Source organism: Pseudoalteromonas sp. SWXJZ94C (assembly GCF_015864385.1).
GTDB lineage: Bacteria > Pseudomonadota > Gammaproteobacteria > Enterobacterales > Alteromonadaceae > Pseudoalteromonas.
The window spans coordinates 1-17210 of sequence record NZ_JADYXF010000001.1 but is presented as its reverse complement, the minus strand read 5'-3'; the positions used below and the strand labels follow the sequence as shown (position 1 = coordinate 17210).

The following is a 17210-nucleotide window of genomic DNA, read 5'->3' as shown; positions in this document are numbered from 1 at the left end:
CCAGCTTGGTGAAAATACACGCAATTAAAATTAAAAACCTCTGTATTTAATCAATTTTATTAATATGCATATCGACTAAGGTCTTAGTATCAAAATTGGTGTTAACTCTAAACATACACCTGTTAAATTATTTCATCTGTTTTTCGAATCAGACCAATCTAATTAATCAGTTTTACCGAAGTTAAAAAAATGAATACTATCGTTAACAGATTAACAGCCAGCACCACTGCCGGCACTTTTAAATAGATGAGGTCGACAATGAATACTCAAATAAACAAAACAAAATTAACACTAAGTGCACTAGCACTTGCAATGGCATTACCGGCAAGCGCAGCGACTACGTTAACTAAAGACAACGGCGCAGCTGTTGGCGACAACCAAAATTCAATTACGGCTGGCGAACGTGGCAGCGTATTACTAGAAGACGTACAACTAATTCAAAAACTACAACGCTTTGCACGTGAGCGTATTCCTGAGCGTGTTGTGCATGCTCGTGGTACTGGCGCACACGGTGTGTTTGTAGCATCAAAAGAGCTAGACGATTTAACAATTGCAGCACCGTTTGCACAAGCAGGTAAAGAAACTGACGTATTTGTTCGCTTTTCATCTGTAATTCACTCTAAAGGTAGCCCAGAAACACTGCGCGACCCACGTGGCTTTGCAACTAAGTTTTACACAGACCAAGGTAACTGGGATTTAGTTGGTAATAACTTACCTGTGTTCTTTATTCGTGATGCAATCAAATTTCCAGACATGGTTCACTCTTTAAAACCATCTCCGGTAGATAACATTCAAGATCCTAACCGTGTATTTGACTTTTTCTCGCATGAACCAGGTTCTACACAAATGCTAACGTGGGTTTACAGCGACTACGGTACACCAGCAAGTCTTCGTAAAATGGACGGTTGGGGTGTACATGCATACAAAATGATTAATAAATCGGGCGATGTTAAATACGTTAAGTTTCATTGGGTAAGCCAGCAAGGCATTGATAACCTTGACTCAAAAGAAGTGGCAAAAGTACAAAGCCAAAACTTTCAGCATTTAACACAAGATTTATACACTGAAATAAACAGAGGCAATTTCCCTAAATGGGATCTGTACATTAAAACGCTTGATCCATCGCAACTTGATGACTTTGATTACAACCCGTTAGATGCAACAAAAATGTGGTTAGATATTAAAGAAACTAAAGTAGGAACAATGACGTTAAACCGTATGCCAACTAACTTCTTCCAATCTACGGAACAAGTAGCAATGGCACCAGCAAACATTATTCCTGGTATTGAGCCTTCAGAAGACCGTTTATTACAAGGTCGTATGTTTTCTTACGCTGATACACAAATGTACCGCCTAGGTGCTAACCACCAGCAATTGCCAATTAACCGTGCAAAAGTTGAAGTGGTTAATTACAACCAAGACGGCGCAATGAACTACGGTAACACTACAAGCAATGTGAACTACCAGCCAAGCCAAGAAAACGTAGCTGAAAACCCAATTGCACGCAGAAGTAATACAGAGCTTAAAGGATTTGTACAACAAGCAGCAATTAAAAAGCAGCAAAACTTTGCTCAAGCAGGTGTTTTATACCGTGGCTTTAGCAAACAAGAACGTACAAACCTAATAAATAACCTAGCGGGTGATTTAGGTAAAGTGCAAAACAGTAATGTTAAACACAAAATGCTTAGCCACTTTTACAAAGCAGATACTGAGTACGGTACACGCTTAACAAAAGCTGTAAAAGGCGACATTAAAGTAGTTAAACAGCTTGCAGCTAAATTGTAAGTAGCTAGTTGAAAACAATAGTTCCAACTAAACAAACGGCTACATAAGCAACCACAACCATGAGGAAGAGAGTAAATCTCTTCCTCTTTTTTAAAGGTCATTTTTATGCGTAACTTATTAATTATATTTACCCTACTATTAAGTTTTGGCAATAGCGCTTATGCTCAATCAACTGCTACTACACAAAATACGAATACTCAAACCTCAAGTGAACAAACACAAGATCAGGTAAAAGAGCAATACCAAAGCTTATTTGCTTATTACTTTGCTGCAGCACGTACTAACGATACCGATGTAATAGAGCAATTTGTAGATGCTGGTATTCCTATCGACAGCTACAACAATAAAGGCTACACCGCGTTAATGATTGCTACTTACCATGGTAATAAAAAGTCGGTTAACACACTTTTACACTTAGGTGCTAATGCCTGTTTAGAAGATAACCGAGGTAACACAGCGCTTATGGCTGCTATTTTTAGAGGTGAATTTAGTATAGCTAAAACACTTGTATCACTTGATTGCGATAACGCGCATCAAAACAAAGCAGGTCAAACAGCCGAGCAATTTGCACAAACCTTTGGTCAACAAAAAGTTATTGAATTATTAGCACAGGTAAATAATGCAAAATAAACTGCACGCAACAAAAAGCCCTAAAATAATAGGGCTACTTTATTTATTAAAATTTACTGCTTAATTTTAATAGTCTGTCTTACTACTTAATTAATACATGTTAAAAACGATACGTTACTGAAGCACCTAACGTTTGAGGATTCACTACCGCAACATAACCCGTTGGGTAACGACCACTTGCAGGCTCAACTGACGTAAATGCTTCTTCATCTAATGCATTATTAATAAAAGCACTCACCAACCAATGATCGCTGTTATAGCTTATTGTTGCACGCGTAATTGTATAACCTCCGGCAACACGCTCTTCTGTATTAGTTAAATCGCCATAGTAATCGTCTACATAATTAGCGCTCACATTTAACTTTAAGCTATCAGTAAACCAATGCGATAAACCTAAACTTGCAGTTAGCTCTGGTGCTGAGTTTAATTCGTTACCCACTGCATCTGAATAAGTCGCTGATTCATCTATTTTAGTTTTTAATAAACCTAGCCCTGCATGTAACTGCCATTGCTCACCTAGCATGCTATATGCTTCAAGTTCTAAGCCATAGCTATGCGCATCGTCAATATTAGTGATTTTTCGACTTGAGCTTAAGGCTTGATAACCATTAAAGTTATTGTAAAAAATATTAGCACTAATATTTAAATCACCATTATTTAGTACGCTACGCGAGCCTACTTCATAGGTATTTACTGATTCTTGCTCGTAGTAATAGTATTCTTGTGCAGCAAAATCTAAGGCACCACCACCAGCGTTATAACCACGACGAGCACTTGCCGATAAGGTAGTGTTATTAGTTACTTTATATTGAACAGCTACCGTAGGTAGTTTTATCGTATTAGAATCATCTAATTGCTCAACTAATCTGCTGCCACCAAAAGCCATATCAAAATTACGAAGTTGTTCTTCACGCTCAACTCGCAGCCCCGCTGTTAACGTAAGCTCATTTGTTAACTCAAAGCTTGTTTCGCCATAAATTGCTTTAGAGTCACTACTATCGTCACCAAAATAATTGGTTGCACCAACGCTTTTAAAGTCTTGTTCACGGTCAAAATAAGCAATACCTACAAAGCCCGAATAAAAATCACTATTTAAGCCAAAGTTTAACTTACTATCAATTGTGATATTTTTTTCATCCATAAAAATATCAGACTCAGCACTGGCAAGTGCCTCATATGCTTCGAAGCCCCAATCATAATCCATATATGCGAGTAATATATCGAACGAAAAGTTATCATTTATTTTATAGTCAATATTTACCTGAGTCGTGTCTGACTGGGTATCCATATCGCGCTGAAATAAAGGCACATAATCAAACGGTTCATCACCTTCAAAGTACTTACGACCTGTATTACCCTCTTCACTGTAGGTAGAGTAAGTTAGCTGTACAGCTAAATCTGTTGTTGGGGTATACAGTAATTTTGCACGCGTACTACTGGTATTAAGCTTATTTAAGTTTTTATCTGTTGGATTGGTTTCATGTATCGTTGGGTTGCTAAAGGTTTCACCATTTACATATTGAGTAGATAAACGAAATGCTAGTACATCCTCAATTAAAGCCCCTGAAACAACCGCGGCTGTATCAAGATAACTATCTTGATTTCTATACCCAACGCGTACAGCACCTTCAAAATCTTGTGTTGGTGCTTTGGTTGTCATATAAACTGCACCACCAATGCTATTACGACCATTGCTAGTTGACTGCGGTCCACGGTATACCGCTATTTGATCTATATCCCACAAACCTGTATCACCGGTTAAATCAGCTACAAACGGCTGACTTACACCATCAACAAGCGTTGATACTCTTGCTTTAGAGCCACCACTAAATGAGTTAAAACCTGTTGCACCACCATTACCCGACACACCGCGCATGTCTGGCACGGCTCCAGTAAGTACCACTACATTTGCCATTTCTGCCAAAGCTTCTGAAACAGAACCTAGTTGTCCATTTTCTAATAGTGACTTATCTACCACTGCAACCGATGTAATCGTATCTTTGAGTGACCTTTCGATTTTTTCGCCTGTTACAATAATTGTATCTATTGATTCGCGACTTGTTTCATCAGCAAATGCATTGCTTTGAGCCAATAACAAAGAGCTTGTAATCAGTAGTGAAAGTTTATTAGGCTTAAATGAAGCTACCACAGTTATTTCCTTTTATGGATAGTTGTTTTATTTTTCGAAAAAATAGCACAAACACACACTTGTTGCAATTGAGTTTAGTTATCATTTAGAATAGCAACATCATTAATAAGTGTTTTAATTTATGTTGCAACTTACCCTTTCTCTTCTTTTATTTACTGCTACATCCCTGTTTTATCTTAGTAACCGCCACCAACGACTTCTAAGCAAACCCATTAACAAAAGCTGGCGCAAGCTCGCATTTATCCTTTTTGTTATTGCAATACCATTAGCCTTATATGCTTTTTCTAATGCGGCAGCCGTATTTTTTATCATTTTAATGATAATGCTCGCTTTAATAATAATTCCGCTCGTAAGCCTGATTAAACACAAGGAAGTAAAATAATGTCATCTGCACAAAGGCAAAAAGTAAAACCAACTTGGCTTGGCAAAAGTTTGGCTGGTTGTTTTTTAGGGCTAGCGCTAGCGTTTATTCTCGTTGCTTTTTTTGCATGGTACGGAGCGGGAGGCATAGATGCGCCCGACAAAGTGCAATTTAATATGTGGATGATACCCATTTTATGGTTAACTATTTTTAGCTTCACCTACCTGTTTAGTTCAGCAAAAAATGCTTGGCTGACGCTTGGGGGCTTAAATATAACGCTATATAGTTTATTTATAATTTTAAGGAATTGGCTATGAGAGTAAGAGCCGATATTTTGCGTACCTACCAAGGTGTGCATACATGGACAGGAATAATTGCAGGTTTAGTACTTTTTATAGGCTTTTATGCTGGTAGTTTAACCATGTTTAAACACGAATTAGCACAGTGGGCAAAACCCACCAGCGCACCAGTGACTAAACCACACGCTAACAATTACCAAACATTGGTTGACCAAGCAATAGCTAAGTACCCTGAGCAAATGGGTAATGGTTTTTCTCTCGATTTATTAACAGATCAAGCGCCACTATCTTGGTATAGCCAAGGTAAAGGGCGCGGAATGAAACTTGATAACCAATTACAGGCACTCTATCTAAACCAGCAAAATGAGCTTGTAATACAGCAACAAGGTGAGAATAAACTTGCAGATTTAATAGATTACTTGCATCGAACCGCAGGGTTTGCAGGCAAAATTGGGCACGACCAATCAGGCGTATATATACTCGGTATAGCATCTGCGCTGTACTTTTTAGCATTGGTGTCTGGCGTAATTATTTTACTACCTACGCTTGTAAAAACCTTTTTTGCGATTCGAAAAGAAAAAGGCGCCAGTCGCTTTTGGCTCGATAGTCATAATTTAGTTGGGATCGCCAGCTTGCCTTTTCATTTAATTATAGCGTTTACTGTGGTGGTATTTGCATTTCATGATCTGGTTTATGATGGTCTATCAGCATTTTATGACGATAAATCCTTTTTTCAACGTCCTGCCCCAGCAGCACATAATTATCATATTGCAAACTTACCAAGCATAAATAAGCAGCTCCTAGCGGCAAAAAACTACGCCCCAGGTTATGAGCCAATTCACATTACATTTAGTCGTTTAAATACAAAAAACCCGACAGCAACATTAAAAATGAGTAATAGCAGCGCTGTCGTTCGCGGACCTGATACCGACTACTTATTCTTACACCCCTATACATTAGAAGTACTTAACTCAAGCTATCCGCAAGGAGATGATGGTGTTTGGGGTAATATAGTAGGAAGTTTCTTTTCACTTCACTTTGGTACTTATGGAGGTGAATGGGGACGTTGGGGGTATTTTGTTATGGGGCTACTTGGCGCATTCTTATTTTACTCTGGTAACTTATTATGGCTAGACAAGCGCTTTAAACAAGATGCCAACAAACGAAGTACACGATTTATGGCAAATTTAACAATTGGTGTTTGCTTAGGGTCAATGATTGCAGTGGTTGCCACTTTATTACAAGCTAAATGGACTAACCAATATATGGGTAACGCAAATTACAGCTATCTCTATAGTTACTATTTGGTATTTTTTGCCTTTGTTGCTTATACCTTTTTTAAAGGAACTCACCACGCTAGCTATTGGGGCCTAATCGGCATTGCATTTTTATCTGCTGGAATGGGGGTTTCAACACTTATACAGGCTTTATTAGCTGATGATTTTTTAAAATATTATCAAAGCGGTTTTGTTGATATTAGCGCTGCAGTATTTGCATTAATATTTTATTATTGTGCAAAAAAAGTTAGAAATAAATCAGTAAGCTATGCAGTTATACCGGCAAAATTATAAAGAAAAACTTAATGAGGCGTATTGCACGCCTCATTAAAAGTATAAATTTAGATTTAAAATATAAACTATTAAATATCAGCACCTTAAAAGAGTTAACTAAAATAGATTAGTTTACTGTGCGTTTAGGCTTTTCTCGCGTTACAAAGTAGCAAATTAGCGAGCCCACTGTTACCAGTACTACCCCTTGCCAAAACGAAGCGCTCAGTGAAATAGATAAATACAACGCCGAAATAATAGTTGAGAACACCGGTGTAAAGTACGAAAGCGTTCCCAAAAGAATTAAGTTACCGCCAATAATAGCTTGATTCCACAGCGCATAACCGCTCCCCACTACTACACCGGCTAATAATAATGTCATGCTTGAGCTGAGCGAAAACGTTAATGGCGCCTCATTACTAAAACCATATTGCCCCCACAAACTCATTGCTGTAACAGTAAAAAACAACGTAATCGCATTTTTACCATTACTTAACTTTTGCATTACTACGCAATAAACAGCCCATATAAACGCCGCTGCTAATGCCATTAAATAAGTAGCTGGATTATCAGCAAAGTTAGTCGTTAGTGTATCCAACGACATTTCTTGATCGCCGGTAATACACCAAGCAACCCCTAAAAAGGCAACAAACATACTCGGATAAACCCATAGACTTACTTTTTTGCGCCCTACCATAATGGTTAATAAAATAGTGAGAGTGGGCCATAAATAGTTTATTACCGCCATTTCCATGGCCTGATGCCTATTATTAGCCATACCAATAGAGAGCGCCAAGCACACCTCATAAAATACAAATAATAAAGTACCTATTACTAAATAGCGTTTAGAAAACCCTTTTAACTTAGGTAGCCCCATAACAAGTATTAAAAACACAGCACTTACTGTGTACATAGCTGCTGCGCCACCAATAGGACTAAACAACTCAGACACATCCCTAAGTAACGCAACTAAGCAGCTCCATAGTAATATTGCAGCTACGCCATAAAGCGTGTATTTATTTTTGCTTAAAAAACCCATATCAAACCTAAAGTACTACTTATAAATTTGCAGCTAAACTAACAGCAATTATTTAATTAAACAATTAAAGTTAATAGCTTAACTCTCACATTTCTTTTAATAATCACCCTTTTTAGTAATTGACCTTTTGGTCAGTAAAGCTACAATCAATCAATACGTTAAACACGCAAACTCTATAATGACCACACAAATAAAGCCAAATAAAAAAGAAGTTACACGCGAGAAAAACCAAAAATTAATTTTAGATGCCGCCGAGCAATTGTTTTCGCAATTAGGTTACGACGGAGCAAGTATGAGCATGGTTGCTAAAGAAGCGCAGGTGCCAAAAGCTAATATTTTGTATTACTTTAAAAGTAAAGATGGTCTGTACGAGTCTGTGATCGACCGCATAATAGCTAATTGGAACTTGGGCCTCGATAACGTCACAATTAACGACGATCCAGCTACCGTGCTTTATAACTATATTAAAAGCAAAGTAATACTCGCCGTAAATCAGCCAATGCAATCTCGCTTATTTGCCAGTGAAATACTGCGCGGTGCACCTTATTTACAAAACTACTTTAGAACCAATACCCGCCCTTGGGTTAAACAAAAGGTTGATGTACTTCAAGCATGGATGGACGCAGATAAAATGGATAAAGTTGATCCCTACCATTTGCTCTTTACTATTTGGTCTACCACCCAATATTACGCCGACTTTCAGGCTGAGGTTTTACTCGTAATGAACAAATTAGAGTACGACGAAACCGATGTGGCACAGATTACGCAATCAATTGCCCACATAATTTTAAAAGGTATTGGTCTTAAAATACCTGAGCAAAGTGAGACTTAACCCATGACATCCTTTACTACACCCGATTTATTTGACGATCATCGCGATAACGTACAAGTAGCAGACAGCGGCCTTTACCACTTTGGTAAAAAAACCACATTTTATGGCAAAGTAGTTACCGTTACCTGCCCAGAAGACAACTCTTTTGCCGCCGATATATTGCATGAAAATGGTGAAGGTAAAGTATTAGTTATAAACGGGTTTGCGAGCAAACGCTTTGCGTTTATAGGCGATATTATGGCTGAGCGTGCCTTAAGTAATGGCTGGGAAGGCGTAATAATAAATGGCTGTTGCCGAGATATAGAAATACTCGCCACGATGAACTTACCTGTAATGGCGCTAGGCTCTACACCGCGTAGTACCTTAAAGCGCGGCTTTGGTGATAAAAACCAAGTTATTACCATGCTTAGCACCACCATAGAACCTAACGATTGGGTTTACGCCGATATTAACGGTTTAATCATCAGTAAAACGGCCCTTATTTAGCACTCAAAACCATATAAATAAAGACCAACTTGGTGCACCTTCGCACCAAGTTGGTTTGTTTTAACTCATTTTGATGCCACTATTTTTACAGTCAACATTTACAAACCTCGTACAACCCACACAAACCTGACCAATTGGACAGGATTTTAATTTATGGCATTCCTCTTGCTTAGTCTAAACACGATAAAATCAAAACTACCGATTAAAAAGCGGAGTTATACCAATTGCATTAAATTAGTGATCTATTATAACGCGAAGAAAATAGCGTAATAACAAGGAAAAAATTATGACATATAGTTGTTCTCTATGAATAATTTTTAACGAAGTAAGTGCGCTATTTAATCCGATAGAATGATCATGTTTTTAATAAAATTGGTATTCATAATAATAACCAGCCCGCTTTTTAATCACTCTTAACTTAATAAGTAAGTACTTGGTCAGTTTTATAATAATGAGCTGCAAATGAGTGATAAAAAAAACAACAAAGGTATATTTTGCAATCACGGTCCTACCCTGTGGCAAACAAACCACTCTGGTCTACTTGCAAACAATCGCTTAGCCGTAAAAGATGTATTTGCAGTAAAGGGCGAGCGAAACAGCGCTGGCAATCCACATTGGTTTAAAACAGCTAAACCGGCTCAAAATACGGCAAGCTCGGTTAATAAGCTCATGACCGCTGGTTGTAACTTTATAGGCTTTACCCACACAGACGAACTGGCTTATAGCTTAGAGGGTAATAATATACATTATGGCGCTGCGCAAAATCCTAAATTAAAAGGGCATGCTTGCGGTGGTTCGAGTATGGGTTCGGCAGCAGCCGTGGCTGCTAACTTAGCCGATATTGGCTTAGGTACCGACACTGGCGGCTCAATTAGAATACCCGCCAGCTATTGTGGTTTATATGGCATAAGGCCAAGCCATAACGTGATTGAAAAAGACGGCCTAATACCGTTGGCTCCCCCTTTCGATACCATAGGTTGGCTTACCCAAAGCGCCGAGCTATTAAGCAGCGTTGGCGATGTATTATTACCACAACAACCTATTAATAAAGTAAATACTCTGGTTATGTGCGAAGCACTCTTTGAACTCGTTGACCCCTCTTTACAAGCCCCACTGGGTAAGCTTTTAGAAAAAACCAAACCTTATTTTAATCATCATATCGATTTTAAGCTCCCCAAAAGCAGCCTGCTAAGTGAGCTTGCCGATACCTTTAGAATATTACAAGGTCGTGCGATTGCTAAAACGCACCGAGACTGGCTTGAACTCCCAGATCAGCTTTCTCATTTTGCGCCAGCTATTGCAGATCGCTTTAAAATGGCACAGGCTTTAACCGAGCAAGAAGAACAAGAAGCATTAAAAGTGCAGCATGAGTGGCAAGCAATCGTGGCTAATAATTTAGATAAGCACAGCTGCTTATTTTTACCTACCACCCGCACAACCGCACCAAAACTAGGCGCCGACACAAGCGCCTTACGCATGCAAATTATTACGCTTTCGGCAATTGCAGGGCTGAGTGGCTCAGCGCAAGTGCATTTACCGTTGGCTGATTTAGCAAATGATCACCCGTATGGTTTTTCACTAATGATGAGCCACGGCAACGATAAAAGCCTACTTGCTTGCGTTAAGCACCTAGCGGCACACTTTAAACAGGACACATCGGCATGACCACACACAACATTGCATTTACCGCGTCTCATTTTTCGGCCACTGAGGCGGGTATAAATATACTAAAACAAGGCGGTACAGCCACCGAGGCTATGGTAGCGGCGGCGGCAGCTATTAGTGTTGTATATCCGCATATGAACTCAATTGGTGGCGACAGCTTTTGGCTTATCGATAACCCAAACCAAAAAACGCCCACCGCTATTGACGCCTGCGGTCGCGCAGCAACTAATACAACGGCGTATAACCCGCTCACGCAAATACCAGAGCGCGGCGGATTAAGCGCACTGACCCAAGCGGGTACAATACGCGGTTGGCAAAAAGCGCTTGAGCTTGATGAGCACGCAGCACTGCCACTTTCAAAAATTTTAGCGCCTGCCATTGCGCTTGCTCGCGAGGGCTTTACCGTTACAAAAAGCCTACAAGCAGGCTGCGAAAAATTAGCGGCGGTTGAAAATACCAATGACGCGTTTAAAAACCTTTACATACCCAATGGTAAGCCCTTGCAAGCGGGTCAGCATTTTAAAAACCCTAAACTTGCAGCAACATTTGAGCACTTAGCAAAACAAGGTTTAAACGCATTTTATGAAGGTGCACTTGCCAACTCATTTGCCGCTGATTTAGCCAAGGCAGGCAGCTCGATTACCACAGATGATATTGCAAGTACCCAAGCCGAAGTAGTTACCCCGCTAAATGCAAACCTAAGTGGTATTGACTGCTACAACTTACCCGCGCCAACACAGGGCGTGCATTCGCTGCAAATAATTGGTGCCGTAAATAAGTTAAAGCATTTAGCTAAAACCGATGCCGACTGGACGCACTTAATTGTAGAGGCAACCAAACAAAGCTTTACCCATCGCCCTACCCTTTGGGCCGACCCTGAAGTATTAGGGGATGATTATAAAAACGCACTAACCGATGATCGCTTAAGCGAACTTGCCAACAATATTGATATGAGCAAAGCACAACAATGGTCATTTAACACAGAGCCTGGCGATACCGTATGGATGGCAGCAAGAGACAAAAACGGGCAATTAGTAAGCTTTATTCAAAGTATTTATTGGGAATTTGGCAGCGGCATATTAATGAGCGAAGGCGGCTTTGTGTGGAACAACCGAGGTTTAAGCTTTAGTTTAAACAATAAAGATGTCAATAACCTTGCCCCAAATAAAAAGCCTGCGCATACACTTAACCCTGCAATGGCAAAATTTAACGATGGTCGTCGCCTTGCCTACGGAACAATGGGCGGTGAAGGCCAACCACAAACCCAAGCCGCTGTTTTTGCAGGTTATGCATGGCGAAATAAGTCAATAAACCAAGCAATTAGCGATCCTCGGTGGTTACTTGGAAGAACATGGGGCGATACAAGTACAAATTTAAAAATTGAAAAAAGTTTAGCGTCTCATATAGAACATGAATTAAATCAACGTGACCACGATTGGGTAAGCGTTGATAATAATAACGAAATGATGGGGCACGCTGGGGCTATTTTAGATACACCTACAAGCCTTGAAGCTGCAACAGATCCTCGTTCAAATGGACGTGCAACAGTAACTACAGCAGGAACACAATGTCAGAAATAATTAACCAATGGCCAATAGTAGTGGCCTTAATAGCAACCGGTATTTTTGCTGGTATTTTAGCAGGACTATTTGGCGTAGGCGGCGGTATTGTTATCGTGCCTGTACTGTACTTCCTGCTACAAGGTTTTGGCGTAAGCCCAGAATCGGCAATGATGATAGCAACCGCCACATCACTTGCCACTATAGTACCTACCTCGCTTTCATCTATTCGCTCGCACCATAGCAAAGGCAATATTGACCTTGCCCTAATAAAATATTGGGCACCGTTTATATTAGTTATGGCGGTAGTCGGTAGTATTATTGCTCATTCCGTTCGCGGTAACGCATTAGTGCTCATGTTTGCCTGCATTGCCATTTTGGTAAGCCTTAATATGTTATTTAGAGCCGGCGCACCCGCGCTTGTAAAACAACTGCCAGGTAAATTTGGTCAAGGCGTTATGGCAAGTATTGTAGGTGGTTTGTCGGTAATGATTGGCATAGGCGGCGGTACTATTGGCGTACCTATGCTAAACGCATTTAATGTACGCGCCCATGTTGCAGTAGGTACTGCGGCCGTTTTTGGTTTATTGATTGCGCTACCAGGTGTTATTACCTTATTAAGTATTGGCACAACGCCAATCGATGCTCCCCTAGGTACGTGGGGGTTAGTTAACCTCCCGGCCTTTTTTCTTATTATTCCGCTAACTATTTTATTTGCGCCTATTGGCGTAAAAATTGGTAGTAAGCTGGATCAAAAACAACTAAAACGCGCTTTTGCCGTTGTTTTAATGATAACCGGTATACGCATGCTTATTCAGACTCTGGGAGCCTAAACATGTTTAATAACACGCAAGTTCAAACCTTAAACCCACCACAGCGTTTATTAATGGGACCAGGTCCTATTAATGCAGATCCCCGTGTTTTACGTGCTATGTCGGCGCAGCTTATAGGTCAGTACGACCCTGTAATGACCGGCTTTATGAACGAAACCATGGCGCGCTATCGCGAAATTTTTAAAACTAAAAACGAATGGACCATGCTAATAGATGGCACATCGCGCGCGGGTATTGAAGCCGTATTATGCTCAATTTTACGCCCAGGCGATAAAGTACTAGTGCCAATTATGGGGCGCTTTGGCCACCTACTTGCTGAAATAGCAGAACGCGTTGGCGCAAAGGTGCACACAATAGAAGTACCGTGGGGCGAAGTGTTTACGCCAGAACAAATCGAAAAAGCCATTGTTGATGTAAAACCCCATGTGCTTGCTATGGTACAAGGCGATACATCCACCACCATGAACCAACCTCTTGAGCATATTGGCGGTATTTGCCAAAAGCACGATATACTATTTTATTGCGATGCCACCGCATCTATTGTGGGTAACGAACTTCCTGCCGATGAGTGGAAACTCGATGCACTTTCTGTTGGTCTACAAAAGTGTTTAGGCGGTCCTTCTGGGTCAGCGCCATTAACACTAAGCGACAAATGCGCCGAGTGGATCCAAAAACGTAAAAAGGTAGAAGCTGGTATTCGCACAGCCGATCATATCGACGGCACAGAGCCCTTTGTGCGCTCTAACTATTTTGATTTAGGTATGATCATGAATTACTGGGGAGAGGAGCGCCTAAATCATCATACCGAAGCCACCAGCATGCTGTATTGCGCCTCAGAATGCGCCCGCATAGTAATTGAAGAAGGCGTAGATAACTGCGTAGCGCGCCACAAATTACATGGCGATGCCATGCTAACGGGCATTCAAGCACTGGGCTTAAATGTATTTGGCGATTTAACGCATAAAATGAACAACGTACTGGGTGTTTATATACCCGAGGGCATTAATGCCGATCACGTACGCGGACAAATGCTAACCGATTTTGGTATTGAAATAGGCACCTCGTTTGGACCGCTGCATGGCAAAATTTGGCGTATTGGCACTATGGGGTACAACGCCCGAAAAGACGCCGTACTACAAACACTTGCCAGCCTAGACGCTTGCTTGCATGCCAACGGTTACAAAGGTCCTAAAGGCGAAGCCGCCATTGCAGCCCTTACTCACTATAAATAAAATAGAGAATTAGCATGACGATTGAAACCCCACAATACAGCCCTTTATTAAATAAAGAGCGCGGCGATACTCACGCAACACGCGCCTTATCACGCTGTAAAACGCTCAGTAGCCTATCGCAAATGCAAGGCGGCATTCACCGCGTGTACTTATCAAAAGAGCACAAAGATTGTAACGCCGTTACTGCATCGTGGATGGTTGAGGCAGGCATGCAATCGTGGCAAGACGAAGTGGGCAACCTTTGGGGGCGACTAAAATCATCAAACCCACATGCTAAACGTTTAATTATAGGATCACACCTCGACACAGTTCCAAATGCAGGTGCGTTTGATGGTATTTTAGGTGTACTACTAGGGATAGAAATTGCAGCACTTGCAAATAAGCTTAAGCTCGACCTGCCCTTTCATTTAGATGTAGTGGGCTTTTGCGATGAAGAAGGCACCCGCTTTGCCACAACTTTAATTGGCTCAAAAGCCCTCGCTAACGAATTTGACCCACAGTGGCTAAACATTGAAGACACAAACGGCATAACTATGCGCCAAGCCATGCTCGACTTTGGCTTAAATCCCAACGACTACGCAAAAACCGCACTAAATAAAAGCGAATTACTAGCTTACTGGGAAACTCATATAGAGCAAGGTCCGGTGCTCGAATCGGTTAATCAGGCGTTAGGCGTTGTAACGGCCATTGCAGGGGCAAAACGCGCCATGATCACCCTAACAGGCCAAAGCGGTCATGCAGGCACTACGCCTATGAATTTACGTCAGGATTCGTTAGCAGGCTGCGCCGAATTAGTAACCGAAATTGAAAAACTAGCAAACAATGCTAAAAATGGCGAAGTTGCAACCGTGGGGCAAATACAATCTCGCCCCGGTGCAACAAACGTGATTGCAGGTAAAACAACCATAAGCCTAGACGCACGTGCACAAAGCGACATCGATCTCGCTAATTTACTAAGCGCCATACAAAGCAGCGCTCAATCTATAGCAAGCAAACGCAATTTAACACTCGATTGGCAATGGACGCATGCCGCTGATGCCGTTGCGTGCGACACCACTATTCAACATTTATTCACCAATGCATGCAAACTCAATAACCAAGCATCGCCTTCACTTGCCTCAGGCGCTGGGCACGATGCAATGGCAATCGCTCCTATTTGCCCCGTTGGCATGTTATTTATACGCAGCCCAGGCGGTATAAGCCATCACCCAGCAGAAGCGGTTATAGACCGCGATGTAACAAAGGCACTCAGTGTAATGTACAGCGCGCTCGTACTTTATGTAAAAGGGTTTGAGTAATTTTAAGCAAGGGAATAGCTATAAACTTTATTGATGAGGTACTTGGTTGTATGTATTTAAAATAAAGGCACTTATTTTAAATACATACATAAACAATTATATCGCTAAGCGAGCAGCTAGGCTTCTCAAAGGGTCAGCTAACATTACTAGCGCTAAACAAAACATGATTAAAAACCCGCTTTGTTTTTTCCTGTTAGGGTGTTTTTTTACCATTAAGTAAAGCGATATAATTACTGATATAAAAATTACAAACATGAACCAAAAGCCTAAAAACAGCTCAATCACATCTGCAATACCATAAGGCTCATTGGGCTCTAAATACATAGAGTTATAAAAGCAATAACGAAATAATGGCATTAATATAAACGATATAAGATTAAGCCATACTAAAATTTTAATGATTCGCATCCTGCTAACTTCTCCCTATGTAGTAATCAACTAATTACCTTGAGTACAATCAAAAATACAAGACGTAAATACAAGTGATAGGTAAATCACAAAAAATACTTTTTTATACAAAGTCATCGCTAGCTCACTATCATCATTCATTTTTAATAAACTTTAAATTAAACATAAGAGATTTTTTCAAAATAAATCATTACTACAAGCTAAATTAAGTTTGCTAGTGTGCTGATAAACGAAGCAGTCAACCGTATATGCGCATTCTTAAACAGCTTACGTTACGTTTATTGTGCGGTTCTTTGTTCAGCTAAACTTAAACGTTTATGTGAGCTGTAAACATACTGCTTTGCGTTATTTATAATTAAATATGCATCTATTTCTACAGAAATTAACGTTGAAACTGGATAGATTTCTAAAATGCCAATATCGCCAATACTGGCAGATAAAAGCGCTATTTTACGATTTGCAAAAAAACTGGCGTTTTGATCACGAATATCACCATTAACATACAGCTTTATCCCTCTAATCCATGAGTTAACAACGTTAATATCGTGCCCTTTAACTTTGAACTGAAACTCTTTTCTCATATTAAAACTCCATTTATTGAAAACATATAACACTTTGCCAAGCACTAATGAATGGCTATAATTGCGAGTAACAAGCTAAAATCAGCGAGTAAATAATCAGCTACTTAGCCATTACGTTTTTTGCTAGCCCCTTGCCAAAGATAGAGTCTGTTTAAATACATTAAAACTAAAACAAAAGGTATAGGAAGAATTAGCAAGACAGAAATTAAAACATTAGGAGTGTCTGGTGAATTAACTAATGTAAAAACAATAGAAGACAACCCAAAAAACAAGCCCCATTTTAACCATAAAGGTTTCATTGTTTTTGCACTCTTCTCAAGGGAATTATTTAATAACTGAGCCGCTGAAAAAAAACCAAGCCCTCCTGTAACAACACTAAAAACAATACCAAAAAATCGAGTGTAGTCACCTATAAACAGCAATATTATACTAGGGGCTGTTGATCTTTGTAGTATATATATTAATCAGCCCACATTGGTAGCCACATCATAGTAAATGCTAAAGCG

16 protein-coding genes are annotated in these 17210 nt (G+C 40.2%); 11 read left to right on the top strand and 5 right to left on the bottom strand.

What is annotated here, in order from left to right; translation table 11 throughout:
* Positions 1–258 precede the first annotated feature (258 nt).
* Positions 259–1785, top strand: a complete 1527-nt coding sequence (locus I6F65_RS00080) for a catalase (protein ID WP_166109177.1) — start codon at positions 259–261, stop codon at positions 1783–1785.
* A 105-nt stretch (positions 1786–1890) separates the two neighbouring features.
* Entirely contained in the window at positions 1891–2415 is a 525-nt protein-coding gene (locus I6F65_RS00075) for an ankyrin repeat domain-containing protein (protein ID WP_024610852.1), read from the top strand.
* 100 nt (positions 2416–2515) lie between these two features.
* Here I6F65_RS00075 and I6F65_RS00070 read toward each other — a convergent pair whose 3' ends face one another.
* Positions 2516–4564 carry a TonB-dependent receptor gene (locus I6F65_RS00070; protein ID WP_197110892.1) on the bottom strand — a complete coding sequence of 683 codons (2049 nt, stop codon included), beginning with the start codon at positions 4562–4564 and terminating at the stop codon, positions 2516–2518.
* A 381-nt stretch (positions 4565–4945) separates the two neighbouring features.
* On the opposite strand from I6F65_RS00070, the gene I6F65_RS00065 reads away from it, so the two are divergent.
* Together I6F65_RS00065 and I6F65_RS00060 are read left to right on the top strand one after the other, a co-directional pair.
* Positions 4946–5242: a hypothetical protein gene (locus I6F65_RS00065; RefSeq protein ID WP_197110882.1), complete on the top strand. Its 297-nt coding sequence runs from the start codon at positions 4946–4948 to the stop codon at positions 5240–5242.
* The gene (locus I6F65_RS00060; RefSeq protein ID WP_197110880.1) at positions 5239–6795 is read left to right on the top strand and encodes a PepSY domain-containing protein; all 1557 of its coding nucleotides are present in this window, start codon (positions 5239–5241) and stop codon (positions 6793–6795) included. The genes I6F65_RS00065 and I6F65_RS00060 overlap by 4 nt, the downstream gene beginning before the upstream one ends.
* A gap of 106 nt (positions 6796–6901) precedes the next feature.
* On the opposite strand, the gene yddG is transcribed toward I6F65_RS00060, so the two are convergent.
* A complete protein-coding gene (gene yddG, locus I6F65_RS00055) occupies positions 6902–7810 on the bottom strand; it encodes an aromatic amino acid DMT transporter YddG (protein WP_197110878.1) in 909 nt (302 codons plus the stop codon).
* Between the two features lie 178 nt (positions 7811–7988).
* Here yddG and I6F65_RS00050 point away from each other — a divergent pair, with 178 nt between their 5' ends.
* From I6F65_RS00050 to I6F65_RS00020, 7 genes are all read left to right on the top strand, one after another.
* On the top strand, positions 7989–8642 hold the full coding sequence (locus I6F65_RS00050; protein WP_004334664.1) for a TetR/AcrR family transcriptional regulator: 654 nt from the start codon (positions 7989–7991) through the stop codon (positions 8640–8642).
* Between the two features lie 3 nt (positions 8643–8645).
* Complete coding sequence (locus tag I6F65_RS00045; protein WP_166109173.1) at positions 8646–9128, top strand: putative 4-hydroxy-4-methyl-2-oxoglutarate aldolase; 483 nt, start codon at positions 8646–8648, stop codon at positions 9126–9128.
* Between the two features lie 462 nt (positions 9129–9590).
* Entirely contained in the window at positions 9591–10793 is a 1203-nt protein-coding gene (locus I6F65_RS00040; RefSeq protein ID WP_197110867.1) for an amidase family protein, read from the top strand.
* Positions 10790–12373, top strand: a complete 1584-nt coding sequence (locus I6F65_RS00035) for a gamma-glutamyltransferase family protein (protein WP_197110865.1) — start codon at positions 10790–10792, stop codon at positions 12371–12373. The genes I6F65_RS00040 and I6F65_RS00035 overlap by 4 nt, the downstream gene beginning before the upstream one ends.
* Positions 12361–13185, top strand: a complete 825-nt coding sequence (locus I6F65_RS00030; RefSeq protein ID WP_197110863.1) for a sulfite exporter TauE/SafE family protein — start codon at positions 12361–12363, stop codon at positions 13183–13185. The genes I6F65_RS00035 and I6F65_RS00030 overlap by 13 nt, the downstream gene beginning before the upstream one ends.
* Before the next feature lie 2 nt (positions 13186–13187).
* Entirely contained in the window at positions 13188–14417 is a 1230-nt protein-coding gene (locus I6F65_RS00025; protein ID WP_197110861.1) for an alanine--glyoxylate aminotransferase family protein, read from the top strand.
* 14 nt (positions 14418–14431) lie between these two features.
* Positions 14432–15715, top strand: a complete 1284-nt coding sequence (locus tag I6F65_RS00020; protein WP_197110859.1) for an allantoate amidohydrolase — start codon at positions 14432–14434, stop codon at positions 15713–15715.
* A gap of 96 nt (positions 15716–15811) precedes the next feature.
* On the opposite strand, the gene I6F65_RS00015 is transcribed toward I6F65_RS00020, so the two are convergent.
* The 3 genes from I6F65_RS00015 to I6F65_RS00005 all read right to left on the bottom strand — a co-directional run bounded on the left by I6F65_RS00015 (position 15812) and on the right by I6F65_RS00005 (position 17126).
* Positions 15812–16123 carry a hypothetical protein gene (locus I6F65_RS00015; RefSeq protein WP_024609679.1) on the bottom strand — a complete coding sequence of 104 codons (312 nt, stop codon included), beginning with the start codon at positions 16121–16123 and terminating at the stop codon, positions 15812–15814.
* Between the two features lie 278 nt (positions 16124–16401).
* Complete coding sequence (locus I6F65_RS00010) at positions 16402–16704, bottom strand: hypothetical protein (RefSeq protein WP_024609678.1); 303 nt, start codon at positions 16702–16704, stop codon at positions 16402–16404.
* 104 nt (positions 16705–16808) lie between these two features.
* Entirely contained in the window at positions 16809–17126 is a 318-nt protein-coding gene (locus I6F65_RS00005) for a hypothetical protein (RefSeq protein ID WP_197110857.1), read from the bottom strand.
* Positions 17127–17210: the final 84 nt, after the last annotated feature.